The sequence below is a fragment of the Arthrobacter sp. UYCu723 genome, assembly GCF_054059215.1.
On the sequence record NZ_JBSSBW010000001.1, the window covers coordinates 2168528 to 2194850 of the forward strand.

22 protein-coding genes are annotated in these 26323 nt (G+C 67.9%); 3 read left to right on the forward strand and 19 right to left on the reverse strand.

The genetic code is table 11. From position 1 onward, the window contains the following. Positions 1–49 precede the first annotated feature (49 nt). Positions 50–283 (forward strand): DUF3073 domain-containing protein, encoded by a 234-nt coding sequence (locus ACVWZ8_RS10190; protein ID WP_426979751.1) that lies wholly within the window; start codon positions 50–52, stop codon positions 281–283. A gap of 247 nt (positions 284–530) precedes the next feature. Further along, positions 531–1325 (forward strand): VOC family protein, encoded by a 795-nt coding sequence (locus ACVWZ8_RS10195; RefSeq protein ID WP_456504563.1) that lies wholly within the window; start codon positions 531–533, stop codon positions 1323–1325. Positions 1326–1416: 91 nt separating this feature from the next. On the opposite strand, the gene purM is transcribed toward ACVWZ8_RS10195, so the two are convergent. The 3 genes from purM to ACVWZ8_RS10210 form a co-directional block, all read right to left on the reverse strand. Continuing rightward, complete coding sequence (gene purM / locus ACVWZ8_RS10200) at positions 1417–2595, reverse strand: phosphoribosylformylglycinamidine cyclo-ligase (RefSeq protein ID WP_426979458.1); 1179 nt, start codon at positions 2593–2595, stop codon at positions 1417–1419. After that, positions 2592–4256, reverse strand: a complete 1665-nt coding sequence (gene purF, locus ACVWZ8_RS10205) for an amidophosphoribosyltransferase (RefSeq protein WP_426979457.1) — start codon at positions 4254–4256, stop codon at positions 2592–2594. Before purF ends, purM begins: the two co-directional genes overlap by 4 nt. 65 nt (positions 4257–4321) lie before the next feature. Further along, the gene (locus ACVWZ8_RS10210) at positions 4322–4684 is read right to left on the reverse strand and encodes a hypothetical protein (RefSeq protein WP_456504564.1); all 363 of its coding nucleotides are present in this window, start codon (positions 4682–4684) and stop codon (positions 4322–4324) included. A gap of 122 nt (positions 4685–4806) precedes the next feature. Here ACVWZ8_RS10210 and ACVWZ8_RS10215 point away from each other — a divergent pair, with 122 nt between their 5' ends. Beyond that, the gene (locus ACVWZ8_RS10215; RefSeq protein WP_456504565.1) at positions 4807–5655 is read left to right on the forward strand and encodes a methyltransferase domain-containing protein; all 849 of its coding nucleotides are present in this window, start codon (positions 4807–4809) and stop codon (positions 5653–5655) included. A gap of 87 nt (positions 5656–5742) precedes the next feature. Here ACVWZ8_RS10215 and bcp read toward each other — a convergent pair whose 3' ends face one another. From bcp to ACVWZ8_RS10295, 16 genes are all read right to left on the reverse strand, one after another. Continuing rightward, complete coding sequence (gene bcp, locus ACVWZ8_RS10220) at positions 5743–6222, reverse strand: thioredoxin-dependent thiol peroxidase (RefSeq protein WP_456504566.1); 480 nt, start codon at positions 6220–6222, stop codon at positions 5743–5745. Between the two features lie 327 nt (positions 6223–6549). Further along, entirely contained in the window at positions 6550–7386 is an 837-nt protein-coding gene (locus tag ACVWZ8_RS10225) for an alpha/beta fold hydrolase (RefSeq protein WP_426979453.1), read from the reverse strand. Positions 7387–7539: 153 nt separating this feature from the next. Further along, positions 7540–8664 carry a phosphotransferase gene (locus ACVWZ8_RS10230; RefSeq protein WP_426979452.1) on the reverse strand — a complete coding sequence of 375 codons (1125 nt, stop codon included), beginning with the start codon at positions 8662–8664 and terminating at the stop codon, positions 7540–7542. Positions 8665–8666: 2 nt separating this feature from the next. Beyond that, entirely contained in the window at positions 8667–9797 is a 1131-nt protein-coding gene (locus ACVWZ8_RS10235; protein WP_426979451.1) for a phosphotransferase, read from the reverse strand. After that, positions 9794–11113, reverse strand: a complete 1320-nt coding sequence (locus tag ACVWZ8_RS10240) for a phosphotransferase family protein (RefSeq protein WP_426979450.1) — start codon at positions 11111–11113, stop codon at positions 9794–9796. The genes ACVWZ8_RS10235 and ACVWZ8_RS10240 overlap by 4 nt, the downstream gene beginning before the upstream one ends. Then, positions 11110–12873, reverse strand: a complete 1764-nt coding sequence (locus ACVWZ8_RS10245) for an ABC transporter ATP-binding protein (RefSeq protein ID WP_456504567.1) — start codon at positions 12871–12873, stop codon at positions 11110–11112. Before ACVWZ8_RS10245 ends, ACVWZ8_RS10240 begins: the two co-directional genes overlap by 4 nt. A gap of 119 nt (positions 12874–12992) precedes the next feature. Continuing rightward, positions 12993–14171, reverse strand: coding sequence for a glycosyltransferase family 4 protein (locus ACVWZ8_RS10250; protein WP_426979448.1), 1179 nt, complete (start codon positions 14169–14171; stop codon positions 12993–12995). After that, positions 14168–15388, reverse strand: coding sequence for a glycosyltransferase (locus ACVWZ8_RS10255; protein WP_456504568.1), 1221 nt, complete (start codon positions 15386–15388; stop codon positions 14168–14170). The genes ACVWZ8_RS10250 and ACVWZ8_RS10255 overlap by 4 nt, the downstream gene beginning before the upstream one ends. Then, the gene (locus ACVWZ8_RS10260; RefSeq protein ID WP_456504569.1) at positions 15375–16616 is read right to left on the reverse strand and encodes a glycosyltransferase family protein; all 1242 of its coding nucleotides are present in this window, start codon (positions 16614–16616) and stop codon (positions 15375–15377) included. Before ACVWZ8_RS10260 ends, ACVWZ8_RS10255 begins: the two co-directional genes overlap by 14 nt. Positions 16617–16680: 64 nt before the next feature. Further along, positions 16681–18255 (reverse strand): sensor histidine kinase, encoded by a 1575-nt coding sequence (locus ACVWZ8_RS10265; protein WP_456504570.1) that lies wholly within the window; start codon positions 18253–18255, stop codon positions 16681–16683. Between the two features lie 12 nt (positions 18256–18267). Next, positions 18268–18933, reverse strand: a complete 666-nt coding sequence (locus tag ACVWZ8_RS10270; protein ID WP_456504571.1) for a response regulator transcription factor — start codon at positions 18931–18933, stop codon at positions 18268–18270. 299 nt (positions 18934–19232) lie between these two features. Then, positions 19233–21485, reverse strand: a complete 2253-nt coding sequence (locus ACVWZ8_RS10275) for an alpha-galactosidase (RefSeq protein ID WP_456505933.1) — start codon at positions 21483–21485, stop codon at positions 19233–19235. Positions 21486–21490: 5 nt separating this feature from the next. After that, a complete protein-coding gene (locus ACVWZ8_RS10280; protein WP_456504572.1) occupies positions 21491–22303 on the reverse strand; it encodes a DeoR/GlpR family DNA-binding transcription regulator in 813 nt (270 codons plus the stop codon). 25 nt (positions 22304–22328) lie between these two features. Next, positions 22329–24404 carry a beta-galactosidase gene (locus ACVWZ8_RS10285; RefSeq protein ID WP_456504573.1) on the reverse strand — a complete coding sequence of 692 codons (2076 nt, stop codon included), beginning with the start codon at positions 24402–24404 and terminating at the stop codon, positions 22329–22331. Positions 24405–24406: 2 nt separating this feature from the next. Then, on the reverse strand, positions 24407–25363 hold the full coding sequence (locus ACVWZ8_RS10290) for a carbohydrate ABC transporter permease (RefSeq protein WP_426979441.1): 957 nt from the start codon (positions 25361–25363) through the stop codon (positions 24407–24409). After that, positions 25360–26313, reverse strand: coding sequence for a carbohydrate ABC transporter permease (locus ACVWZ8_RS10295; protein ID WP_456504574.1), 954 nt, complete (start codon positions 26311–26313; stop codon positions 25360–25362). Before ACVWZ8_RS10295 ends, ACVWZ8_RS10290 begins: the two co-directional genes overlap by 4 nt. Positions 26314–26323: the final 10 nt, after the last annotated feature.

The window sequence follows — 26323 nt, forward strand, 5'->3', positions numbered from 1 at the left end:
GATCGCCAAGGTGACCACCTCCGGTCCAAGTACAAAAGGGGGTCACGCCATGGGGCGCGGCCGTCAAAAGGCAAAAGCTACCAAGCAGGCTCGGGATATCAAGTACTACTCCCCGAACACTGACTATTCGGCCCTTCAGCGCGAGCTCACGGGCCCGGGAAGTCGTGCCACGAGCCACTTCGCGGATGACCCGGTCGAGCCGGACTATTCTGCCTATGTGGATAAGTACGCGGACGATTTGGAAGAAGACGACGACGAGGTTGATTCCCGCCGCATAGGTTAGTCGACACCTCTTTCCGGCAATCCTATCCGTACCGGATTTCCAGCCATTGATTTTCAGGCCCGTCGGCCGCGCCCTTCAGAGGTGCGGCCGGCGGGCCTTTTTTCTGGCCGCGTGCTGGCCAGGGCCGCCGCGCCGTCGCCGTATGGACGGTTCCCTGCCTGCTATACGTATGGAAGCATCGAATCCGTCAGGGAATCGTCGAAATGGCGGAGCGGCTTCACTCTGCGAATATACCGGAAGGAACACCATGACCAAGCGCACAGGGTTTGCTGCAGGCGAGGTCTGCTGGACCGACCTCCAGACCAGGGACGTGGAGGCTGCCAAGTCCTTCTACTCGGAGGTCTTCGGCTGGCGCTATGAGGACCTGCCCACACCGGACGGCCGCAGCTACGCGCAGGCGTTCGTGGGCGACGGGCTGGTGACCGTCATCGCCCCGCAGAACCCCCAGCAGGAAGCCGCCGGGGCTCCCGGCCAATGGAACGTGTACTTCGCCGCCGACGACGCCCAGGACCTCTCCGCGGAGCTGGCGCACTCGGGCGGGACCCTCGAATTCGGCCCCGAGGCCGTGGGCGAAACCGGCGTGATGGTCTTCTTTGCACCGCCCGGCGGCGGCACCACCGGCGCATGGCAGGCCGGAACACACTTCGGCACCGCCCGCAGCGAGGAACCCGGAGCCCTGGCCTGGGCCGAGCTGCTCACGCCCGAGCCGCAGGCCGCCGTCGGGTTCTTCCAGCAGCTGTTCGGTCACGAGGTCACCGAGTATCCGCAGGACGACGGCGGGACCTACACCACGCTCATGGTGGACGGCGCGGAAGTCGCCGGCATCGCGGCGGTGCCGGCGGATGCCGAGGGCGCGCTCAGGCCCGGCTGGCAGGTGTACTTCGGCGTCTCCAGTGTGGCGGATGCCGTGGCAGCCGCGGTGGCCGCGGGCGGCGTCGTGCTGGTGGAACCGGATGAGGGAGTACCGGACGACGAGGACGCCGGCACCATCGCCACGCTCAAGGACCCGCAGGGCGGCGTGTTCAGCCTGCTGGAGGTCTGAGCCGCAGCGGAAACAGAACGAGTGCCCCACACCCGCCGTTGACAAAACTGTTGACAAAACGGCGGTTCTGGGGCACTCGTTCTAAAAAGAGTCAGGCGTAGGCGTTGACCAAGCGGACCGCGCCGCCGTCGACGCCCTTGGCGCCCTGCACATAATCCGGGCCGGTCTTGAGGACCGAGTCCGAATTTTCCTCCACGGTGCCCATGACCCAGGCCGGCAGGCCGCGGTCGTTGAGGCGCTCCACAGCGGCGTCGGCGGCTTCCGGGGAAACAATCGCGACCATGCCGACGCCCAGGTTCAGGGTGCGCTCAAGGTCGGCCAGCGGGACGTTGCCCAGCTCGGCGACCAGCTTGAAGATGGCAGGCAGTTCCCAGGTGGCGCGGTCCACGGTGGCCAGCAGGCCCTGCGGCAGGACGCGGGCCAGGTTGGCCGCGAGGCCGCCGCCGGTGACGTGACTGAAGCCGTGCACAGCTTTGCCGCCTGTGGCAGGGGATGAGTTCACCGGGAAGGTGCGGGCCAGGTCCAGGCAGTCGGCCGCGTAGACACGGGTGGGCTCGAGGAGTTCCTCGCCCAGGGTGCGGCCGAGTTCGGAGACCTGGCGGTCCAGGGCCCAGCCGGCGTGGTTGATCACGCGGCGGACCAGCGAGTAGCCGTTGGAGTGCAGGCCGGAGGAGGCCATGCCGATCACCACATCGCCGGCGCGGACGCGGTCCGGGCCCAGCAGGGAGTCGGCCTCGACAACACCGGTGGCGGCACCGGCGACGTCGTACTCGTTTTCACCAAGGAGGCCGGGGTGTTCGGCCGTTTCGCCGCCCACCAGGGCGGTGCCGGCAACTGAGCAGGCGGCCGCGATGCCGCGGACGATGTCCGCGATCCGTTCCGGGACCACCTTGCCGCAGGCGATGTAGTCGGTCATAAAGAGCGGCTCGGCGCCCACCACCACGATGTCGTCCACCACCATGCCCACGAGGTCGAAGCCGATGGTGTCGTGGATGTCCATGGCCTGCGCGATAGCCACTTTGGTGCCGACGCCGTCGGTGGACGTGGCCAACAGCGGGCGCTTGTAGGTGAGCAGCTTCGAGACGTCGTAGAGGCCAGCGAAGCCGCCGACGCCGCCAAGCACCGAGGCGTTGTGGGTCGCCTTAACAGCGTCCTTCATGAGTTCGACGGCGCGGTCGCCCGCTTCGACGTCCACGCCTGCAGAGGCGTAGGTGATGCCTGCGGCGTTCTGGGCGGCGTTCATGTCAGCGGCCGGGGAGGCGGAAGTCATACGGGCTCTTTCTTGTCGGCAGCAATGGAACGATCGGCGGGGTTGACGCGATCGGCATCGGTGAGCAGTTCTTCGAATTCGGCGTCCGGTCCCGGATCGCAGCCGGTGGCGCCGGGCTTCTCGGCCGGATCCTCGTCCAGGGAGGTGCCGGGCTCGGCGTCGGCAGCTGCCGGGGCAGCCGCGGTCAGACCGCCGAGGTCGGTGCGTTCCAGCAGGTTCTTGCCCAGCTTGTCCGCGCCGGGAAGCTCGATCGGGTACTTGCCGGTGAAGCAGGCGGTGCACAGGCGTTCGCGCGGCTGCTGGGTGGCACCGATCATGCCGTCTTCGGAGATGTAGGCCAGCGAATCGGCGCCGATCGCCTGGGTGATCTCTTCGACGGTGGCGCCGTTCGCGATGAGCTCCGCACGGGAAGCGAAGTCGATGCCGTAGAAGCACGGCCACTTGACCGGCGGCGAGGAAATCTTGATGTGGACGGACTTGGCGCCGGCTTCGCGCAGCATCCGGACGATGGCCCGCTGGGTGTTGCCGCGGACGATCGAGTCGTCCACCACCACCACGCGCTTGCCGCGGATCACGGATTCCAGCGCGTTGAGCTTGAGACGGATGCCGAGCTGGCGCAGGGTCTGCGAGGGCTGGATGAAGGTGCGGCCCACATAGGAGTTCTTGACGAAGCCGTGCGCGAAGGGGATGCCGGATTCCTCGGCGTAGCCCACGGCCGCCGGGGTACCGGATTCCGGCACCGGGATGACGATGTCCGCTTCCTGGGTGTTTTCGCGGGCCAGCTGGCGGCCCATTTCCACGCGGGTCTCGTAGACCGAGCGGCCCGCGATGGCGGCGTCCGGGCGGGCGAGGTAGACGTATTCGAATACGCAGCCGGCCGGCGTCGCCTCCGCGAAACGCTGGGAACGGACGCCGTCCTCGTCGATCGCGATGAATTCGCCCGGTTCGATCTCGCGGATGAAGCTCGCGCCGACGGTGGCCAGGGCGGACTGTTCGGAGGCGACAACCCAGCCGCGCTCCAGCCGGCCCAGGCAGAGCGGGCGGATGCCGTAGGCGTCGCGGGCGGCGTAGAGGGTGCCTTCATCCATGAAGACGAAGCAGAAGCCACCCTTGATCTCGGGCAGCAGCTCCATGGCAGTCTGTTCGAGGGACTTGCCCTCTTCACCCTCCAGGAGCGCGGTGACCAGGGCCGTGTCTGAGGTGTTTCCCTGCTTCATCTCACCGGTGAGCTGGCCGCCGTTGCGGTCTACGATCATGGCTTTGAGTTCGGCCGTGTTGGTGAGGTTGCCGTTGTGGGCCAGGGCCACGGTGCCTGTCGCCGTCGCGCCCAGGGTGGGCTGGGCATTGGCCCAGTGGCTGGCGCCCGTAGTGGAATAACGGCAGTGGCCGACGGCAAGGTGCCCGGTCAGGGTGTTCAGCGTGGTCTCGTCGAAGACCTGGGAAACGAGGCCCATGTCCTTGTAGACGTTAATCCGCTTGCCGTCGCTGGTGGCTATACCAGCCGACTCCTGACCGCGGTGCTGCAGTGCATACAGCCCGTAATAGGTGAGTTTTGCAACCTCTTCGCCGGGAGCCCAGACCCCAAAGACGCCGCATGCGTCCTGAGGGCCTTTTTCGCCGGGGAGAAGATCATGAGAAAGTTTTCCATCGCCGCGTGCCACTGGTCGATTATCTCACGTTGTGCGCTAAGACTTTTCCGGCCGCTGCTTTATGACCTGCACAGGGCTCAGGGGCGGTTCTGGCTGCCGGTGCCGCCGTCGTCGGACTGGCCGTCGTTTTCGGGTCCGGAGTCCGGGACGCTGTCCGGGACCGCCTCGACGACGGCGCGCTCCGCTCGGCGGACGCTCAGGCGGTCCAGGAGCAGGGCGGCCACGGCGCCCAGGACGGCGCCGCCGGCGGCGAACAGGACCAGGAAGAAACCGAAAACCGCGCCGGGGTCGTAGCTATCATTACCCGGGAGACCGTAGGCGAGGATGGCGGCCACGGCGACGCCGAGCAGCCCGCCCAGGATCAGGAACGGCACGTACTTCGGTGCCCGCCGGACGGTGACTTCGCGCCGGCCGGGCGCAGGAGTTTCTGGGGAAGACATGGCATAAAGCCTACTGCCCTGCTCCCTGCCACGGTGCCGGCGAACAACGCATTGATCCGGCCGGGCGACGGGAGCACACTAAGGGGGGGAGGGCTAGGTACGGACAAAGCTTAGGAACCGCCATGTCAGCCTCAGCCGAGCAGATCCGCGACCAGCAACGGAGCATCTGGGATAAGTTCTCGGCCGGCTGGCGGAAATGGGACGCTGAACTGCTCGGCTGGCACACTCCGTTCGGGGACGCCCTGCTCGAGGAATCCGAACTGCGGCCGGACTCCGCGGTGCTTGATGTCGCTGCCGGTTCAGGAGAACCGGGGCTCACGGCGGCCGCCCGGGTGCCGGGCGGCACGGTGGTGCTGACGGACATTTCGGAAGGCATGCTGCGGGTGGCGCAGGAGAAAGCGGCCATCGCGGGACTGGAGAACGTGCGCTTCATTGTCTGCGACGCGGCCTCGTTGCCCCTCGACGGCGGCGCCTTCGACGCCGTGTTCTGCCGTTTCGGCTTCATGTTCTTTCCGGACATGTCTGCGGTCCTGCGAGAGATGGTCCGGGCGGCCAGACCGGGGGCGCGGATCAGCGCCGCAGTCTGGGGGCGCGCCGCGGAAAACCCGTGGGCCAGCCTTGTCCTCGGCACGATCGCCCGGCACACGGAACTGCCGGTGCCGCCGACGGGAACGCCCGGGCTGTTCCGCTGCGCTGCCCAGGGTTTCATGACCCGGATGTTCAAGGATGCAGGACTGATCGACGTGACAGAGCGGATGGTCAGCACCGACTTGGTGCACGAATCGCCCGAGACTTACTGGGAGTTCATGACTGACATTGCCACCACCGTTTCGATGCGGCTGGCGAAGGCGGACAAGGTCTCGCAGGCGCTCATCCGCTCGGAGGTGTTCCAGATGCTGGGCCGCTATGAGCACAACGGCGCCATCCGGCTGCGGTCGACGGCCACGATTGTCGCCGGGACCCGGGCGTAGCCGTCCCGCCGGGACGTCCCGCCCGGGGTCCTCAGGCCGGCGCTGTTGGACCGAGCCTACCGAGCCGCTCCGGGCAATGGCGAGGGATCAGACGCCCAGTTCTTCCTTGAGCGCCTCCACGTGGCCCTGGGCCTTGACCTGGTACTGGGCCAGCTTCACCTTGCCCTCGGGATCGAGCACCACCGTGGAGCGCATAATGCCCTCGATGATCTCGCCGTTGACCAGCTTCTCGCCCCAGGCGCCGTAGGCCAGCGCCACGGCATGGTCCTCGTCGGCCAGGAGCGGGAAGGTGAGGGCGAAGTCGCTGGTGAAGTGCGCCAGGGCCTCGGGGCCATCGGGGGAGATCCCGAGGACCTCGTAGCCGGAGCCCTGCAGCGAGGAGAGGCTGTCGCGGAAATCGCACGCCTCGGTGGTGCAGCCGGGCGTTGCGGCCTGCGGGTAGAAGTACACAATGACGTTCTTGCCGCGGTAGTCGGCGAGGGACACCGGCTTGCCGGCGGCATCCGGCAGGGTGAAAATCGGCGCCGGAGTGCCGGGCTGGAGCTTGACGGTCAGATTCTGGCTCATGAGGATCCTTCGGGCGATGGAAATAGGGTCTGACGTGCACAACACCGGCGGTAATTGCAGTATTCCGGCCGTCCGGTGCGGGTTCGCCAGGCGGTCCGGGGCGGCTTTGGAGCCATCAGGGGTCCGGAAGTCCGACGTCGGCCCGGCGTTTCGTGTCAAAGTGCCCCTTGTAGGGGCCGGCCCGCGAGCCAGCCGATCTGGATGTGGCACTCCCGTGCTAGAGGGGGCTCGACGCCGGATTCTGCCAGGGCATTCGCTGGATCCGGTACCTTCATCGTGCCCCCGTCAAGGCGTATGTGCCGGCCCTGTTTGCGGGGCTGGAATCGCCTACTTCGCGAGGAACCGCAGCAGCACCTCGTTGACCTCGGCCGCATGCGTCCACAGCATGCCGTGCGGGGCGCCGTCGATCTCCGTGTATTCGGCGCTCGGCAGGGCCTCGGCGAAGCGCCGGCCCGTGTTGTCGATCGGCAGGATGTTGTCCGCCGTGCCGTGGACAATCAGTGCCGGGACGTCGATCCTGGGGATGTCCTTGCGGAAGTCGGTCAGCCAGGTGGGCTGGGCTGCTACCGACGCGGCGGCGCCGCCGGACGTCGCGAGGTTCCAGCCGGCGCGCATGACTTCCTCGCTGAGCCGCGGCGTGCCGAGGAACGTCTCGCTGTTGTAGAAGTTTTTGAAGAACTCGGTGAAAAAGGCATAGCGGTCCGCGGTCACCGCTTCCGTGAGGCTGTCGAAGACGGACTGAGGGACGCCGTCAGGGTTGTCCTCGGCCTGCAGCAGGTACGGCTCCAGCGAGCCGAGGAACACGGCCTTTGCCACCCTTTCGGAACCGTAGTTGCCGAGGTAGCGGCCCACCTCGCCCGTGCCCATCGAGAAGCCCACCAGCACGGCGCCGTTCAGGTCCAGCGTGGTCAAAAGTGTGTTGAGATCCGCGGCAAACGTGTCGTAGTCGTAGCCCTCGGTGGGCTTGCTGGACTTTCCGAAGCCGCGCCGGTCATAGGTGATGACGCGGTAGCCCGCGCCCAGCAGCGCCGTGGTCTGCTTCTCCCAGGAGGAGCCGTCCAGCGGGTAGCCGTGGATCAAAACCACCGGCTGCCCGGCCCCGCGGTCCTCATAGTAGAGCTCGACGTCGGTGCTGTTCTCTGTTCCAACCTTGATGTGAGCCATGTCAGCAGTCCTCTCGGTACGGTGTGCAGTCAGTACGTGCAGGAGCGTCCCAGCGGTGGGTGCCGCTACAGGGGCCAACGCCTCCGCCCGGGGCGGTGTTCCCGGTTGGGCCCGGCCATGTCGGCCCGGCTTCGCCCCCGCTTGGCCGTCCGGTCAGGCCCGGCCCGCCGAGTGGCCGGCCGGGGATATGGCTGTATCCGGTGCGGCCGGCGGATACAGGAAGTCCTCGGCCAGGGCCGCCCACTCGGGCCGGAAGGAATAGAGGCACCCCAGCCGCAGGCGGGTCGCGTTGGCGTAAGCGTCGAAGCGCGCCGGCGTCACCCGCAGTTCCTGGGCGGCCGCGATGACGTGCCGCCGGGCTGTCTGGTACCGCTGTACGCTCAGCCGCTGTTGCCGCAGCCGCAGCTGAAGGTGCACGGCAAGGTTTGCCAGGTCTGCCGCGGCTTCGGCCCGCCCGGACTCGTCGAAATCCAGCAGCCCCAACGAATCGTCGGGATTGTGAACGAAGATCTGTTTGTCGTGGAGGTCCCCGTGCGACCACACCAAGGGATCAGCCTCGGTCCCCAGCAGCCCCTGGGCGACCCGCGTGGCTGCCGTGCGGACGGCGGAACGCTGCCCTTCGGCCGCAGGAACGTCGTGGGCGTGCAGCATCCACAGGTTCACGATGCGGCGAAGGTTCGCCAGTTCGACGGCGGCGGGCCGGGGCGGGAGCGCCTCGAGGGTGAGACGCTGTGGAAGGGCCCGGGCGAGCGATTGCTGCCGGACCCACCCCTCGGACCATTTTTGCCAGGCCTTCTCGAACACGTCGTCGCTGACCGCGGGATCCTTGCCGAGTTCGAACAGGGAACGTCCGGGCAGGCCGGTGAGGGTGAGGCAGCCCGGCGTGTAGGACACAATGTCCGGGGTGAGGAAGTCCTCGGCGCCGAGAAGCCCGTTCATCAAAGCATGCCTGTCTGTGGCGTCGGCGGCCTGGCGGAGCCGGAAGATCTTGACGTACTGGTCCCCGGAGCGGACCACGGCACGGCGGTACGCCCGGTGCACCAACACTTCACCGTGCTTCGCCATGTGCCTGAGCGCGGGAAGACGGCGGTCCCGGCCCGCCGGTAGCAATTCCAGCGCTCCGGAACGGAGGTGGGCTGCCCGGACGCCTGGCCGGTCCGGTGCCAGAAGCTCCAGGATGTAGTCCTCCGCTGTGAGGCCGGGCCAGGCCCTGATGACCTGCCATCGGGTGTCCTCCACGTCCCGGATGCTGGCCGGGATGGGCGGGTGCCAGCCCATGGTCAGCTCCAGGACCCGAGGGACCGGCTGGCGACCAGTGTGGTGGATCCGAAGGACTGACGATGCTTCACGCGTTGCTCGAGAACGCGGGTCGCCAGCGATGAGCCCGAAGGGAGCGGAGAGCAGGCCAAGCGCAGCCAGCGTGCGTCCGCGTAGGCATCGAGTCGATCCGGGCTAACCTGCAATTGCTCGGCGACGGCCAGCACCTCCGTGTGGGCCTTAAGGTATCGCGCCGGCGTCAGGTTATTGCGCCACAGGCGCCGCTCCAGATGGAAATCCAGGTAGGCGAGGTCGCGGGCGGCCTCGGCCTGGGCTGCATCGTCGAAGTCCAGCAACCCGAACGGGGATCGGCCGTCGCCGGCGATGATCTGCCGGTCGTGCAGGTCTCCGTGGGCCCATACAAGCGGGTCCGGTGCCGAGCCGAGCAGGTTCGCCGTGATGAAATCTGCCCTGGCGCGTAACGTCTCGCGTTGGGACGCCAGCTCGGGGACATCCTCCGCGTGGCGCAGCCATCGTTTCAACCAACGGGACACGGCCTTCGCTTCCACCTCCGGGGAATGGACCGGAAGGGTGCTCAAAACGGTTCGTCTGCTGGCGTCAGACGCCGCGCTCAGCTGGGCGAGCCAGGCGCGGGACCATTTTTCCCATGCGCCGGCGAACTCTTTTTCGCCGATCGTGACGTAGTCCTCGCCGATTTGGCCCAGCGTTGGTCCGGAGAGAGTGCTGAAAACGAGGATGTCCGGGGAGCTCTGAAGCACCTTGGGCGCCGTGAAGGCGCCGGCGTCCAGCAGGATGTTCATCTGAGCGCACCGCTCGGCGGGGACGAGGGCGCTGCCTGGCCGGAAGACCTTGATGTAGCAGCCCTCCGCCCGGATGATCGCCCGCTTGTAGGGCCAGTGGGAGATGATTTCCCCGCGCTGTCTTTCGGTCCGAAGGGCTGGCAGCTCCGGATCGTCCTCCGGCAGGAGCTCAAAGTGGCCATGGCTGAGATGGGCTCCCCGGACGCAGGGCCGTTCCGCAGCCACGACCTCCAGCAGGTACTCTCCGGGTTCTTTGTCGTGCCACGCCTTGAGGACGCGCCACGCGGCGCCGGCGTCGTCGGTGTAATTCCAAAGCGGCGGGTGCCAGTTCATGCGATCAGCTCTAACGCTCGGCGGACGTGCCAGGAAGTGTCGGCCGGCCAGTCGCTAGCCCGGTTCCGGAACGGGTCCACGCTGTTCAGGAACAGCCGGAAGGCTGCCCAGGTATCCACCCCGGGCTGCGAGACGCTACCGCCAGCCTGGCGGTAGCCCTCGATAAGCCGGGCCGTCTTGCGGCCTCCTACCGGGGTACCCGCCTGTGCTCCCGCCCCGGAGGCCTCGGCGATTTCCTCCACGGCAGCGAAGGAGCCAAGGTCCATTGCCGCGTCGGCCGTCCTGACACGGTCAAAATCGATGATGCGGATGGCCGCGCCATTCACCAGGACCTGGTCCGCCGAGAAGTCGCCGTGTACCAGCACGCTCTGGTGGCCGCGTGGGCTGCACGTTTTTGCCAGCAGCCGGTTTGCGAGCTCGCTGACCGGAACCTCGAGGTCAGGAAGCAACTGGGCGAGCATGGACCGGGTCGCCGCGAGCTGGCGGACCAGATTTCCCACTTCCTCCGCGGGATCGGCGTCGGGTCCTGGCTGGATCCGGTGGAGCACCGCCAGGGCTTCGCCTGCGGGGAAGGCGGCCGCATCGTTGTTCATGCCGCTGAGGTCTCCGTCGCCCCAACCGGGGGAGGCGCTGACCCCGTGCCGAGTGCATTCGGCGTCGGCGAGTTCGGGAAGGACCGGGACTCCGTGGCGCTGCAGCCGCTGCCGCAGCCGGAGTCCGGTGGCCTCGTCGTCGGGTTGGGCGGCAGTTTTGACGACGACAGAACGCGTGCCGGAGGGGAGCCTGACAACGAGCCTGCGCTCCGGGTTGTATCTGAGCACGCTGGCCGGGGGATCCAGGAATCGCCCCGGTGTCGTGGGGAATGCTCCAAGTCGTCCGAGCCCGTGATCCCGGAGCCAGCGCAGGTTGGCGCGCAACGGCCAGTCTTCCTCGATGCGGCCGGCCGCGACGACGACGTCGGGGTCGAGATGGTCGGGCTGGACCAGCCGGATCCCGCCGCCGTGACCCCGCGTGCTTGCCGCCCTCCGGTGCAGTTTTCCGGCGTGCTCGGCGGCTGTGGTTGAGGCCCAGCCGAATGTTTCCGCCCCGTCGCCGCCGCTACGGCGGAAGGCGACCAGAACGGAAGTTCCAGGCTTGTAGCGGGTCCTGGTGATGCGGACCTGTTCGCCGAGCAGCTCCGAGAGCAGCTCGTCGTCGAGCACCCAGTTCAGTGCCGGGATCCGGGTGTCCCTGGCCGCCAGGGCGCGGTCCGCTTCGCGCCGCTGGGCTTGCAGCCCTTGTCCCTCCTGACCTTGCCCTTGCAGCGCGCTACTCATGTTGGCACCTCGAACAGCTCATCCGGTTGCTTGGTCTGTTGCCGCCGGACCCACCCGGCGAACCGGGAACTGGGGTTGGCCAGCAGCGACAGCGGCGGCCCTTCTTCGACGATTTCGCCGTCTTCGAGCCAGATCAACCGGTCGCACGACCGCGCCGAGTTGATGTCGTGGGTAATCGTGATGGAGGTACGGCCCTCGGTGAGTTGGTCGAGGGCGCTGAGGACTGAATCGCGGGAGGCAGGGTCAAGGCCGGCGGTGGCCTCGTCCAGAATCACGATTGGGGCCTTGCGGAGCATGGCGCGGGCGACGGCCAGCCGCTGGCGCTGGCCCCCGGAGAGATCGTTGGCCGACTCGCCGAGGACCGTGTCGTAGCCTTGGGGCAGTGCCCGGATGAAACTGTCGGCCTGGGCAAGGGCCGCGACATCCTCGATCTCCTCGTCCGTGGCGTCGAGGCGGCCGAACCTGATGTTTTCCCGGACCGTGGTGCCGAACAGCACGGAGTCCTGGAGCAGGATCGAGACATGGGAGCGGACCGAAGCGATCGTGACATCCCGCAGGTCTTCGCCGCCCAAGCTGACGCTCCCCTCCCACGGGTCCACCATGCGAAGGACCATGCTTGCCAGCGTTGACTTTCCGGCACCCGAGGGCCCCAGCAGGGCGCAGTGCTGGCCCGCCGGTATGGTCAGGTTGATCCCCTTCAGTACCATGGTCCCGTCCAGGTGGCCTGCCCAGACGTTGTCAAACACGATGTCCGGGTGGGGGCTCTTGAGTGCGACGGCGTGGGGTGCTTCGGGCAGGTCGCTCTGGGCCTCCAGCAGGTCCGCGACGCGTTCCCCGGAGGCCGTCGCGCGGGCCACCCGGCTCGTATACCTGGCGACATCCTTGAGCGGCCTCATTCCGGTTTTCAGGTAGAAGAGGAAAACGACGAGGTCCCCTGGCGTGATCGCGTGCTGCATGACCCGCCACCCGCCGGCGGCCAGGACCACCGCCGTCGCGATCCCCGTCAGCACGTCGGTTTTCCGCTGCAGGCTGGCGGACAGCCGGAGTGCGGCGACGCCGGACCCAAGGGCTGCCTGGTTGCTGCTGCGGAAACCGGAGCTGATGGTGTCTTCAAGCCCGTATGCCTGGACTTCCCGGATGGCCCCCAGGGTCTCTGCGGCCGTGGTGGCCAGTGCGCTCTCACCTTTCCGGGACTTGCGGGCGGCGGAGGTGATTGAGCCCGAGCTCTTGCGCGAAAGCAGGAAGAAAATGCCGATGCCAAGGAAGGTCACGAGGGCGATCAGGGGATCGAGCCAGATCATGATGATGGTCATGGCCATCAGAGACACGGTGTTGCCGATGAGGGGGAGGCCGGCGGTGACAGCCACTTCCTGCAGTCGCGACACGTCTCCTACCAGCCGCTGGACGGTGTCCCCGGTGGAGGCATGGCTGTGGTGCCGCATCGACAGGCTCTGCAGATGCCGGAAGGTCCGGGCGCGCAACTCGGACGAGATCCGCGTCCCCACGAGGGCGAACGAGATCGCGGAGAAGTAGCTCGCGATGGCCCGGACGATACTGATGGCGACCACCGCGCCGGCACAGAGGAAGAGCAGTTCTGCGCTCGCCTCAGCGCTGAACGGAGACCGGCGTAGGCTGGCGCCAAGCGAGCGCGAGACGGCGTCGAGGACGATCTTCACCGGCCACGGTTCAAGAAGCCGGAGGAGGACCTCTGCGGCCATGGCAATGAAGCCCCACGTGATCAGCAGCCTGTGCCCGCGCAAGTGCGGACGGACGCACCGCAAGGTCCGCCGCAACGGTGACGGCGCCGCCGGCGCTTTGGCGGCAGGCCTCCGCCAGAAGGTCCGCCAGCTCCGCCGTGGTGATTGCCTCGTTCGTGTGCTCATTGGGCGGCGACCCTCCGGACCGGTGGCAGCGAACGGGTGATGCGCGTGAGCACGCCGTCCCAGCTGAACCGCTGCACCGCGTCCGCCCGGGCGGACGCGCCGAGCCGTTCGCGCAGGGCGGGATCCTCGGCGAGCCGGGTGAGGGCTTCGGCCACCGCCGCCGGTTCACCGGGCGGCACCAGGATCCCGGTCCGTCCCGGCTCGAGGATGGACGGGATCTGGCCCACGGCGCTCGCGATGATCGGCAGCGCGGCCGCCATGTATTCGTAGACCTTGAGCGGGGAAAAGTAGTCGTCCTCGCCCGCGACGTCGGCCGGGTAGGGGGCGGCCGCGGCGTCGGCGCGGTCAAGGAGCCGGGGCACGGCGTCGGGTGGCACCGCGCCGGTGAATTCGGCCTCGACCCCGAGCGAGGCGGCGAGCCGTTCGAGGTCCTCGCGGCCGGGGCCGTCACCGATCACCAGCACCCGCCAGCGGCGCGTGGGGTCCGCAGTTTGGGCGTTGGCCAGGGCCACGCCGTGCAGCAGGCCCGGGACCCCGTGCCAGGGCTTGAGCGTGCCGACAAAGGCGACGGTGAGGTGGTTCGGGTTGCGCCGGCCGGGCTGGCGGGGAGTGATCCGGTGGACGTTGACGCCGTTCGGCACCAGCACCGCCCGCGCGGTCGGCACCCTTTCCCGCACCCAGCGGACCACCGGCTCGGAGACGCAGGCGACGACGTCGGCAGTTCCGGCGTTGCGCCGCAGCACGGTCTCGGCTTTCTTGACGTCCACCAGCTGGCGGTAGCGTTGCTGCTCCTCGATCAGCGGGGCGTTGACCTCGAGCACCGACGGGATGTCCAGCACGGGGGCAAGCACGGAGAGCGCCGGACTGAACAGCGAATAGCGTTCGTAGACCAGGCCGCAGCCGCGGTGGAGTACCTCATCCACGAGGGCCAGCGCGGCGTCCTCGTTGGCCTGTTCGCGGGCGGCGCCGGCCGTGGCGGACTTCGGTGGGACCTCCACGACGTCGAGATCGACCAGGTCGGCGGGCCGGTCCGTGCCGCAGCGGGCGCAGTAGACCGTGACGTCGGAACCGGTGCCCCGCCACGCCCGGACGATCTCCTGGACATGGACCGAGGAGCCCTTGGTGCCGAAGACGGGCACTCCAGGGTCTGCACAGAGATAGGCCACGCGTGTCATGCGACTTGCCTCTCTGGGCGGGAAAGTGCCCTCAGAAGCTCGGCCTGGCGGCGGACGTCGTAGTCCTCCTCGACCAGTGCGCGGGCGTTGCGGGCCAAGGCCACCCTGTCGGTGCCGGGCGAAGCGAGGGTGTGGACGGCGCGGGCAAGCGCGTGGGGATTTCCCGGCCGGATTAGGACGCCGGTGGAGCCGTTGCGGATGGCTTCCGGAATCCCGGTGACTGATGTGCTGACGCAGGGGACTCCCGTGGCCATGGCTTCGAGCAGGACGGTGGGCATGCCGTCAGCGTTGCCGTCGGCGCCCACGACGCAGGGGGCCACGAAGACATCGGCGGAGTCGAGCAGTTCGTGGATCTGGTCCTGGGTCTGGGGCCCGAGCAAGCGGACGTTGTCCTGCAGCTGAAGCTGCCCGATGCTGGCCTCCAGCTCCTCGGCCAGGATGCCGGTGCCGGCGATGCGCAGCTCCAGCTTGACCCCCTGGCCCAGTAGTTCGGCGGCGGCCGGCAGCAGATGCTGGAACCCTTTCTTCTCCACCAGCCGTCCCACCGCGGCGAGGCGCAGCGGGGTCTCGAGCGGGCGCGGATCCCGGTACGGGAAACGCTCCAGCTCCAGTCCGTTGCGGACCAGGTGCAGCCGGGAGGTGGAGGTCGGGAAGCGGCGGCGCAGGTAGCGAAGGTTGAAGCGGCTGATTGTCACGGCGTGGTGGGCCTGTTCGAGCTTCAGCTGGAGGTCGTCATCGCGGACGGACTCGTGGAAGATGTCCACGGCGTGGGCGGTGAAGGAGAAGGGGATGCCGGTGATGGCCGAGGCCAGCCGCGCCACGGTGGTGGCGCCGGAGGCGAAGTGGACGTGCATGTGCCGGATGTTCCGGCTCTGCAGGGCGGTGGCCAGGTTGATGGCCTGGACGGCGTCGTCTGCTGTGGCCGCGGCGAGTTCGCCAAGGTTCCGGCCCAGGGCTGGCGTGAGGCCGGCTGCCACGGCCGTTTGGAGGCACTCCCACAGGGCCACAGTTTTGATGGGCCGGTCGATGTAGGTCACAGGGGCCTGCACGCGGGCGAGTTCGGCGTGGAACCGGGGATCGGTCGTAGGCCGCAGTGAGAATATTTCGATCCGGTCCCCTGCGGCTTCGCGTGCAAGGATCTCGGAGACGATGAACGTCTCCGAGAAGCGTGGATACATCTTGAGGACGTAGGCCGTCCCCGGTTCAGACGGCAACACGGGCGGCACTTCCCTTCGCGGCTGCGGGAACCTCCGCGTCGTCCGCGTCGTCCGCGGCGACGCCGGCCGCGACGGCGGGCTGCAGCAGCTCGGCGGCCAGCTGCGGGACCCGGATCAGCCCGTCCAGGACAGCGCGCCGGCGGTCCACCGTGGTGCCGATCCGTTCGGCCAGCCAGTCGGCCAGGATCTCCGGGGTCAGCGTGCCGATCTCGTGCTGTTCAAGGTAGCCGGCCTCGGCGAGGGAGGCGGCCCGGATGCGCTGCTCAGCCCGCGACTGCGTACGGGGCACAATGAGGGCGGGGACGTTGGTGCTCATGATCTCGCAGACCGTGTTGTACCCACCCATCGCGACCACAGCCGCCGCGTGTCGGAGGTGGAAGACGATGTCGTCCAGTGCCGTGACCACCCTGACCCCTGGGCGGGCGTGGCGCTCGAGGTCCTGGAACTCCTCGGCGGGCATCTGCGGGCCGGCCACGACCAGGTGGCCCAGCCCGGCCGGGACCGGCGTGGCTGCGGCGAGCCGCGCCAGGGCGTGTCCGTCCGAGCCGCCGCCCACGGTGGTCATCACATAGGGGCCGTCCATGCAACTCAGGCCGGAGACCGAAGGGCGCCCGGCGGCGAGGTAGCCGGTGTAGCGGATGAGCTTGCGCAGCGAGAACGGGATCTCGCCGGACGCCACCGGGTCGTGGATGGCCTGGTCGCCGTAGACCCAGATCGCGTCGAACAGGGTCTTGACCACCCGTGGTCCGCCGAAGCGGGCCCATTCGGTGAAGGCGACGTCCGGGGCGTCGAGGACTTCACGCAGGCCCAGCACCACGCGCACGGGGCCGTCCGCGCGGGCATGCCGCAGAGCGCTTTCCAGCTCCCGGTGCACCCCGGTGGCGTGGCGGTCCACAATCAGCAGGTCCGGGCAGAAGCCAGCCAGCACCCCCTGAAGCAGCCTGGAACGCAGGGATACGAGCTCGGCCATGGGCAGGTTGAGGTTCCGCGGCAGGTAACCCTCGGGGCCTTTACCGACGCCGGGTAGCAGTACCCAGTCCCAGCCCTTCGGGGCCGGGAAGCCGGGGGCGTGCGAGGTGCCGGTGATGAGGATACCGGTGACGGGGCGGCCAGTCAGCCCCGGGAGCTGATTGGCGAGTGCGTGGGCCAGCGCCAGATTGCGGCGCACATGCCCCAAGCCCACTGAATCATGTGAGTACAGCACTATCCGCAGTGGCTCCACGGCCATCCTCCCCGCCCTGTCCTTTGCTACCAGCCTGCGGCCGCAGCGTGAGGAATGGATGAGGGGAAGATTAATGATTCTTCATGAACAGGCCAGGCAGGGGTTCAGTGCCGGCCCCGATTGACTGCAGCGGGATCCGGATCATGAAGCGGGACCCGGCGCCGTATTCGGATTCGACGCCGGCGGTCCCGCCATGCGCTTCGGCGATGGCAGAGACGATTGCCAGGCCGAGTCCGGAGCCCTCCTGTCCCCGGCCGGGGTGGGCCCGGCCGAACCGCTCGAAGATCCGGTGCTGGTCCTCCGAAGCGATTCCGGTCCCGGTGTCCCGCACCCACAGCTGCAGCGTGTCCGAACCCGGCAGCGGCGAGCCGTCCGGCGCCGTCGAACTCTCCACCCGGCTGCCGAGGGCGATCGTGGAGGACGGCCCGGTATATTTGACTGCGTTGGCGGCCAGTTGGACGAGGGCCTGGGTGAGCCGCTGCGGGTCCGCTTCCAGCACGGAATCGGCCGTCTCGTCCAGCTGCCAGCGGCGGTCCGCGAGGACATGGACCTTTTCCATCACCTGATGGAGGAATTCGGGGACCCGGATGGGCTCCCTCCTGAGGAAATCAGGGTGGCCTGCGTTGGCCAGCAGCAGCAGGTCGTCCACGAGGCGCTGCATCCGGTCCACTTCCTCGAGCAGCATGTCCCTCGTAGTGGTCACATCGGCGGGGTCGTCCACCGACACGAGTTCCAGATGTCCGCGGAGAATCGTCAGCGGGGTCCGCAGCTCATGGCCGGCGTCGTCGAGGAACTTCTGCTGCTCCTGCGCGCCCTCATCGAGTCTTTCCAGCATGGTGTTAAACGTCTTCGCGAGCATCGTGACGTCGTCCGCGCCTTTCCGAACTTCCACCCGCTGTGTCATGTCCTCGGGGCTGACCACCTGGGTGGCTTCGCGCAGCCGGCGCAGGGGATACAGCAGTCTGCCGGCCACCATGCTACCGAGTGCGGCGGCAGCGAGCAGCGTACAGGCGGACACCAGGACGAAGGTCTGGACTGAGGACACGAGATGTTCCTCAAGGTCTGCGGTGTCCCGTCCGACCAGGAGATAGCTCGTCGGTCCGGGCGGCCCCTTCACCGGCACGACGACAGCCCGGAAGGGGCGCCCCTGGGCGGCGAGGTCGCCGAAGGCCGCGCCGGAAGCATCGGCCAGGGCGGCGGCCGCGGGGTACATGTCCTTGTCGAGGAGGTTCTGCTCTGGGCTGCCGTCCACCGTCCAGTCGACCTTCTCTTCGGTGATGCCGGCCATCACTTCGTTGCTGCGCGGCTCGATGTCCTCGGCGGCCTCATGGAGCCCACGCTCGAGGGCCTCCCGCTCCGTCCGCTTGTCGCTCGGCACCAGTTTGACCACGGCGTGGGCCTTGTCCAGGAGGGCCTGGTCCATTCTGGCGTCGGAGTCCTGGATTTGGACCGCGAACGTGATGATTCCCGCGGTCACCAGCCCTGCGAGCATCATGAGCAGCATGGCGGCCACCACGCGGAAGCGCACGGAATGTGCCTTGGCGCTCCAACCGGGCCGGTCCGGATCGGAGCCGGCGGGAGGCACCGGAGGCGTAGCGCGCGCGGCCCGGGCGCTTTCGCGCAGTCGGCCAAGGGTGGCGGTCACGGCTTGTCCTTCCTAGCCCAGGCGGTATCCGGCGCCGCGGGTGGTGACGATGTGGTCCGCGCCGAGCTTCAGCCGCAACTGGCGCACATAGACATCCACGACGTTGGACGTACCGTCAAAGTCGTAACCCCACACGTGGCTGAGGAGTTGTTGCCGGCTCAGGACCTGCCCCGGGTGGAGCAGGAACATCTCGACCAGTGCGAACTCGCGGGCCGAGAGCTCGACGGTCTTGTCCCCGACGCTCACCGTGCGCGTGAGGAGGTTCAGTTCCAGGACGCCGTAGTGCAGGACGTTGCCCGGGGACGGATCGCCGTTCTCCGCTGGGCGGAGCCGGGCCCTGATACGGGCCACAAGTTCCTCGAAGCGGAACGGCTTGACCATGTAGTCGTCCGCGCCGCCCTCCAGCGCGGCCACGGTGTCCGCGGCCGAGCCCCGGGCCGTCAGGAAAATGACCGGGATGCCAATCTGCGCCCGGCGCAGCGTTGACAGGACCGTGAAGCCGTCCAGGCGGGGGAGCCCGACGTCGAGGAGCAGGAGATCGAACTCACCGCTGGACGCGTAGTCCACGGCTTTGATGCCGTCCGCGACGACCGTGGGGGCGTAGCCAGCCGCCCGCAACCCCTTCTCGATGAATCGGTAGATGCGCTCTTCGTCTTCGGCAATGAGTATGCGGATCACGGTGACCCCCTGGAAAAGCCCGGGACCGGAACTGTCCAGTGGAGCGCACGTCCGCGCTTCTGGCACTATTTCCCGGACTTCAGGCCTACTCCAAAACTGCGGCGTCTCCTGCACGTGAGCTGGGAGGTAATCGGAGGCCCCAGCGGCCTCGACGCGCCCTGACTTCGGGCGTTGAGCGGACACCGCAAGTGTCCGTGCGCGAGTTTTTCCGGAGTCCGTTATTTGCGTGGGACCCGGTAGCCCTATCCTGCTCCTGCATCGGTGCTGGCGCTACCCCTCGCCGTAAGCATTTCGGAGTATTACCGCGGCTGGCCGTCGTAACCAACGGCCCGCACGCTCAGGAGCAGGCCGTGTTCCGGGTTCAGGACCGGCATCGGCAGCCCGGACTCGGCCAGGAAGCGGCCGCTGGCCTCGACTCCGGCGGCCAGCCAGGCCGGCGGGCGCGTCTGGCTGAAAGTACGCCCGCTCCCCGCGCCCGGATAGGCAAGCCGCACCCGGTACTTTTCGTCGGGCCGCAGCCCGGGCAGGTCCACGCGTCCGGGGACTTCGGAAAACGACGTCGCCACCGACACCAGCGCAAACAGCGCCTCGGAGCCGTCGTGGGAGACGACGCCGTGCAGCATCAGCGAGGGATCCGGCTCATCGGCCCGCACCATGCGCCCGCTGTGGAGGAGCGCCCGGTGTTCCTTGTAGAGCGCGACGGCGGCCGCGAGCTCGTTCCGTTCAGCGCCCTGGACTTGGCGCACGTCCCATTCCAGGCCGAAGTGGCCGAACATGGCGGTGATGGCGCGGAAGGACAGCTCGTGGGTCCGTGCCGTGGTGTGCGAGGTGGTGGGCCCGATGTGCGATCCCACCAGCTCCGGCGGCACCACCATCCCGGTCCATCGCTGGATGGTCTGGCGTTCCAGGGCATCGTTGCAGTCGGAGGCCCAGACCCGGTCTGTGCGTTCCAGGATGCCCAGATCCACGCGGGCGCCGCCGGAGGAGCAGCTCTCAATTTCGACCTCCGGATGGGCTTTCCTGAGTTCGTCCAGCAGCCTGTACACGGCCAGCGTCTGGGCATGGACCGAGGGGCTCCCCTCGTGGCCCATTTCGGCCAGATCCCTGTTCTGGTCCCATTTGAGGTAGCTGATCCGGTACTCGCCCAGGAGCGAGTCCAGCCGGTCAAAGACGTACTGCCACGCCTCCGGGTTGGCCAGGTCCAGCACCTGCTGGTGCCGCCAGCGCTCCGGGAGGCGCCCGGGTGTGGCGGCCCCGGGGGAGTGCGGACTCGGCCCGGAGATCCAGTCCGGGTGGGCGCGGGCAAGGTCCGAGTCCTCGTTGACCATTTCCGGCTCGACCCACAGGCCGAATTCCATGCCCTTCGCGGTGACCGCGTCGATCAGCGGGCTAAGCCCCTCCGGCCAGAGCTGTTCGTCCACGTACCAGTCGCCCAGGCCGGCCTGATCGTCGCGGCGGCCCCGGAACCAGCCGTCGTCGAGGACGTAACGCTCGACGCCGAGCGCGGCGGCGGATTCGGCAAGCTCCAGCAGCGTGGCGAGGCGGTGGTCGAAGTAGACCGCCTCCCACACATTCAGCACCACGGGGCGGGGTTTCCCGGACAGTGCCCCGGGGTGGTGCGGCCGTCCGCGGAACCAGGCGTAGAACGCCTCGCTGATGCCGTCCAGCCCGGCGTCCGAGTAGGCGGCAAACAGCCACGGCGTCTCGTAGCTGCTTCCCGGGTCCAAGATGACCTCGGCGGAGCCAAGCAGTTCCGAGGCACCGATGACGGAACGGCCGTCGCCGATCGTCTCGACGAAGCTCTCGTGGTTGCCGCTCCAGCCCAGGTGCACGGCCCAGACCCGACCGTGCCGGTTGCCGAACCCCGGGGTTCCCGCGGCCAGCAGCAGCGAGGAATCGTGACCCGTTCGTCCGTGACGGCCGGAACGTACCCAGGTGCCCTGCCGCATCGGCAGGCGCTGGGGGTGGGACTCGCGGCACCAGCGGCCGGTCAGGTCCAGGATTTCGGTTGCGGCACGCCCCACGGGTAGCACCGCCGCCAGCTCCTCGACCCAGTAGCTGTCCGGACCGTCGTTGCGCAGTCCGGGCCGGAGCTGCAGCAGTCCGCCGTCGTTGATCCGGATCTCGGTGTCCACCGTGATCCCGGCGGCGGGGTCCGACTGCGTGATGACGGCGGAACAGCCCTCCTTGCCGCTCTGCTCGCTGCCGTCCTGCACGCTGCCGTTCTGCACCGTTACGGACACCACGCGGAGCCGGGCAGAGAACGACTGTCCGTTCCGGTGGCCGCGGAGGCCGGGCCGTCCCCGCCAGCCGGAGGACGCCTGCGGGATCAGGCCCAGCGTCACCGGGATGTCCAGGGCTGAGCGCGGAACAGGATCGGCCAGCAGCGAAAGGTCAGGGAGCCCCGGGCCAAGGTCGGCGCCGAAGTGCAGCACAGCCGGCTCCCCGGTGCTGAAGTCGAGGAGCAGTGAGGTGCCGGAGCGCCGCAAGTGCAGCGGTCCGTACCTCCGTCCCAGAGGCGGGTTCTCCTCGGATGCAGTGGTCGAAGTCAGGTGGTTCACGGCAGCTCCAGCGTGGCGGTGGCGTCTGTGCGGGCGGGGCCGGTTATGGCCAGCCGCAGCCGGCCGACGCGTTCGCTGAGGATCCGGCGGGCTTCGCCGGGCAGCCCGTCGTCGCTGATGAGCTCGTCGGCGTCGTCCAGGCCGGCGATGGTGCTGATGCCCAGGATGCCCCACTTCGTGTGGTCTGCCAGCACCACCACCCGGCGGGCCGCCGCGACGAAGGCGCGGTCCGTTTCGGCTTCGAGCACGTTCGGGGTGGTGAATCCGGCGTCGGCGTCGACGCCGTGGACGCCGAGGAACAGCACGTCGAGGTGCAGTTGTTTGAGGGCGGCCGTGGCCAGCGGCCCCACCAGGGCGTCGGAGGGGGTGCGTTCGCCGCCGGTGAGGATCACGGTGGACGGGGAGGGGCCCTGGTGGAAGACGTCGGCGATCCGTACGGAGTTGGTGACCACGGTGATCCGGGGCCCGGCGGCCAGGAGCCGGGCCAGCGCCCAGGTGGTGGTGCCGGCGCTGAGCCCCACCGCCATTCCTTCGCGGACCTGGGCGGCGGCCTCGTGCGCGATCGCGGTTTTTTCCTCCTGCAGCTGGGTCACCTTCAGCTCGAAGCCGGGCTCGTGGGTGCTCACGCCGCCGGGGAGCTTGGCCCCGCCGTGGATCTTTTCCACGGCGCCGGCCGCGTCGAGTATCTCGATGTCCCGCCGGACGGTCATGAGGGACACGCCCAGCAGCCGGGCGAGGTCCGCGACGCGGACGATCCGCTCGCGCTGGACCTCCGCGACGATGGCTGAGTGGCGGGCTGCGGCAAGCATTTCTTGTCCTTACTGGCGTCTTGAATTACTGGCGTTGTGAATGAGTGGTGCGGGAACGGACGACGGCGACTGCGCCGGCTTCCAGGAAGAGACCGCCGTCGAGCTCCTCACCGCTGATGACTTCTACACCCGCCAGCGGCAGCCGCACGTCGTCCGTCCCATGGTTGATGCAGAACGTCCAGTCCGTGCCGTCCTTGCTGCGCCGGACGACTTCCACCTTGACCGGAAGATCCGGGACAAGGGGCGCCACCGCCGCGTCGGCGCACATGACGGGCAGGAGTTCCGCGAGGCCTTCCGGGGGCAAGGTGGTGGCGACGTAGTAGGCCCGGCCGTTTCCGGCGTGGTTTCGGGTAACGGCGGGGGATCCGGCGGCCGGCCCCTCGGTCACCGCGGCAAGCACCTCGGCGGTGCTTGCCCTGCCCAGCTCGCTCCAGCAGGAACCCGGTCCGAAACTGTTCAGCGGCACGGATTCGCCGGCGCGCAGAGGGAAGAACTCTTCCATCTGTACGCCCAGCAGTTTACTGAACGCCCCGGGGTAGCTGCCGAGCCTGATGTGGTCGTTCTCGTCGACGACACCGGAAAAATACGTGACCACCAGGTGGCCGCCGGACCTCACATAACCATCCAGATTGGCTGCTCCGGCGTCCGTCACGAGGTACTGCATCGGGGCCACCACGAGCCGGTAGCCGGAAAGGTCATCCGTGCTTTGGCGGAAGTCCGTCGGGATTCCGGCACGGAAGAAGGCATCGTGCCAGCGCCGGGTTTCCGCGATGTTTGACGCATCCACGCTCGGGTGCGAATCCAGTTCCGACGCCCAGCGGGCGTCGGTGTCGTGGATGATGGCGACGTCGACGCTGCCGGACGCACCGGTCACCACCGAACCGGTGACCTCGGCCAGGCGGCGCAGCGCTTGCCCCAGCCGGACGACCTCCCGCCACGCCTTGGTGTCAGTCCCCGCATGCGGGAGCATCCCGGAGTGGAACTTCTCCGCGCCGGCCCGGGATGCCCGCCATTGGAAGAAGAGTGCGCCGTCCGCGCCGCGGGCGACATGCTGGAGCGAGTTGCGAAGCATTTCGCCGGGCGCCTTGGCGATGTTGCGGGGCTGCCAATTGACGGCAGAGGTGGAGTGCTCCATGAGCAGCCACGGTTTGCCCTGCGCCCAGCCGCGGGTGAGGTCCGCGGTGGCCGCCAGCTCCTGGAAGTTCCGCTGGTCTTCGGCAATCAGATAGTGGTCGTTGGAGACCACGTCCATCTGTTCTGCCCAGCGCCAGTAGTCCACCGGCTGGTGCAGGCCCATGTTGAAGCCCATGAAATTGGTGGTGACCGGATGCCGGGAATGCGAGCGGATGACCGCCGCCTCGGCCTTGTAGCACTCCAGCAGTTCATCAGAGGAATACCGGGCGAAATCCAGCTGCTGGGTGGGGTTGACCCACGTTCCGGAGGTCCGCGGCGGCAGGATCTCCTCCCACGCCGAGTACCGCTGGGACCAAAATGCAGTGCCCCAGGCGGCGTTCAGGCCATCGAGTGTTCCGTAGCGTCGTTCCAACCAGGACCGGAAGCCCGCGGCGGCTCCGTCCGAGTAGTCCGGCTGGTTGTGGCAGCCGTACTCGTTGTGGACATGCCACATCACGACGGCGGGATGGTCCGCGTACCGGGCGGCGATCTTCTCGGTCAGGGCCGCCGCGGCCCGCCGGTACTCGGGGCTGGAGGCGGCAAAGGCCTGCCGGGAACCGTAGCTGTGCCGCACGCCGTCGGCTGTCACCGGAAGGGACTGCGGGTATTTGTGGCTGAACCACGGCGGCGGCGAGGCCGTGGCATTGGCCAGGTCCACCCGGATGCCGTTGGCGTGCAGCAGGTCCAGGACCCGGTCCAGCCAGCCGAATTCGTAGACGCCCTCGGACGGTTCCAGCAGCGACCAGCTGAAGATCCCGACGCTAACCAGGTTGACGCCTGCTTCGCGCATCAGCCGGACATCTTCATCCCACGTCTCCTCGGGCCACTGCTCCGGGTTGTAGTCTCCGCCGAACGCCAGCATCGGGGAACCCTCGGAGCCGAGGCGCGCGGTGATGTAGTCCATGGCGGCGGTGTTGGTGCTGTCCACATTTATCCTTTGCTGGAGCCGAGAGTCAGGCCGGCCACGAAGTGGCGCTGGAGGAGCAGGTAGATGATCAGGGCGGGAACGGCCGTGATCATGGCGCCGGCCGCGATCAGGTTGTAGTTCGAGAGGAACTGGCCCTGGAGGTTGTTGACAGCTGTCGTCACCGGGAGGCGGTCGCCGCTCTGGATGAAGAGCAGGGGGAAGAAGAAATCGTTGTAGATGAAGATCACCTCGAGGGTGCCCATGGCGGCCAGGGCCGGGCGGCACAGGGGCAGGATGATATCCCAGTACTGGCGCCAGATGCCGGCGCCATCCACGAGGGCCGCTTCCGTCAGTTCGGACGAGAGCGCCTTCATGTAGTTGGAGAGCACGAAAGTGACAAAGCCGATCTGGAATGCAGTGTCCACCGCGATCACGCTGATGTAGGTGTTGAGCAGGTTCCCGGAGTCGCTGACCGCGTAGGGAAGCTCGAAGTGCTTGAACATCTCGAAGAGCGGCGCCGCGAGGACCTGGGGCGGGAGCAGGTTGCCGGCGGTGAACATGATCAGCAGCGTGATGTTGAACTTCCAGTTCACCCGGCTGACGGCGAACGCCATCATGGAGGCGAACAGCAGGATCAGGATCACGGAAGGAACCGTGATCAGCACGGAGTTCCAGAACAACTTGGCGAAGCCGCCCTGGTTCCAGGCCTGCGCGAAGTTGTCGAAATTGAACGTGCCGTTGACGCTGAAGTAGCCGTACTTGTCCGTGTCCGCCTTGGGCCGGAGCGCCGTGAAAATCGTCCAGACCAGCGGAACCAGCCAGATGGCGGCCATGACGCTGAGGAAGATGTGGGTTCCGTAGTGCCGTTTGCCCTGCTTGTTGTTGGGCCCTCCGCGCAGCTGCAGCCGGACCCTGCCCCGGCCGTTGGCTGCTGCTTCGGTGCCCGCCGGCGCTGCGTCGGTGGGATGTGCGATGCTCATGCCTCTTTGTCCTTTCCGAAGGCGCGGGACAGGTAGAACGTGATGGGAACCAGCGAAATGACCAGCAGGATGACGGCCAGGGCCGAGCCGACGCCGATCACCTGCCCCTCGCCGACGAGGTTCTGGATGACCAGGGCGCTGATGAGTTCCAGGCCGTTGGTGCCGCGGTTGATCACATAGACGATGTCGAACGCCCGCAGGGACTCGATCACGGTGATCACGATGATGACGACGTTCACCGGGCGCATGGCAGGGAAAATCACGCGGAAGAAGGTCTGGACGGCATTGGCCCCGTCGATCTGGGCCGCCTCCCGCAGCGTCGGGTCCACGCCCTTGAGTCCGGCCAGATACAGGATCATGACGTAGCCGGCGTGGCGCCAGGTGGCGGCGATGAGGGCCGCCCAGATGTTGACGCTGGAATCCCCGAACCAGTCCACGGCCCGGGGGGTTCCCGCCGTTCCCAGCAGGAAGTTGAGCAGCCCGCTGTCACGGTTGTAGAACAGCTGCCAGATCACGCCGATCAGGGCCAACGAGAGCATCACCGGTGTGAAGAAGATGCTCTGATAGATCCGACTGCCGCGGATCTGCTGATCCAGCAGGACCGCCAGTAGGAGCCCGAGGGGCGTGGCGATCAGCGCCAGGAAGACCAGCCACAGCACATTGTGCTGGACGGCGGGCCAGAACGGCGGGTAGTCCTGTGCGATGAACTGGTAGTTTTCGACGCCGGCGGGTTTGATGTCCGTCAGCTCGAGTCCGTTCCAGCGGGTGAAGGACAGCCCGACAGACAGCAGGGTGGGGATCCAGACCAGCACCAGCTGGATCAGGGTGGGGATGCCCACCATGATGCTGAGGACGATCTTGTCGCGGCGTGACAGCCGCCGTACCCGCCGGGCGGGGGCGGGCCGTGAGTCCTGCCCGCGGTCGGTGGGCGCATGGGTCGAGACGCTCATGGGCATTCCT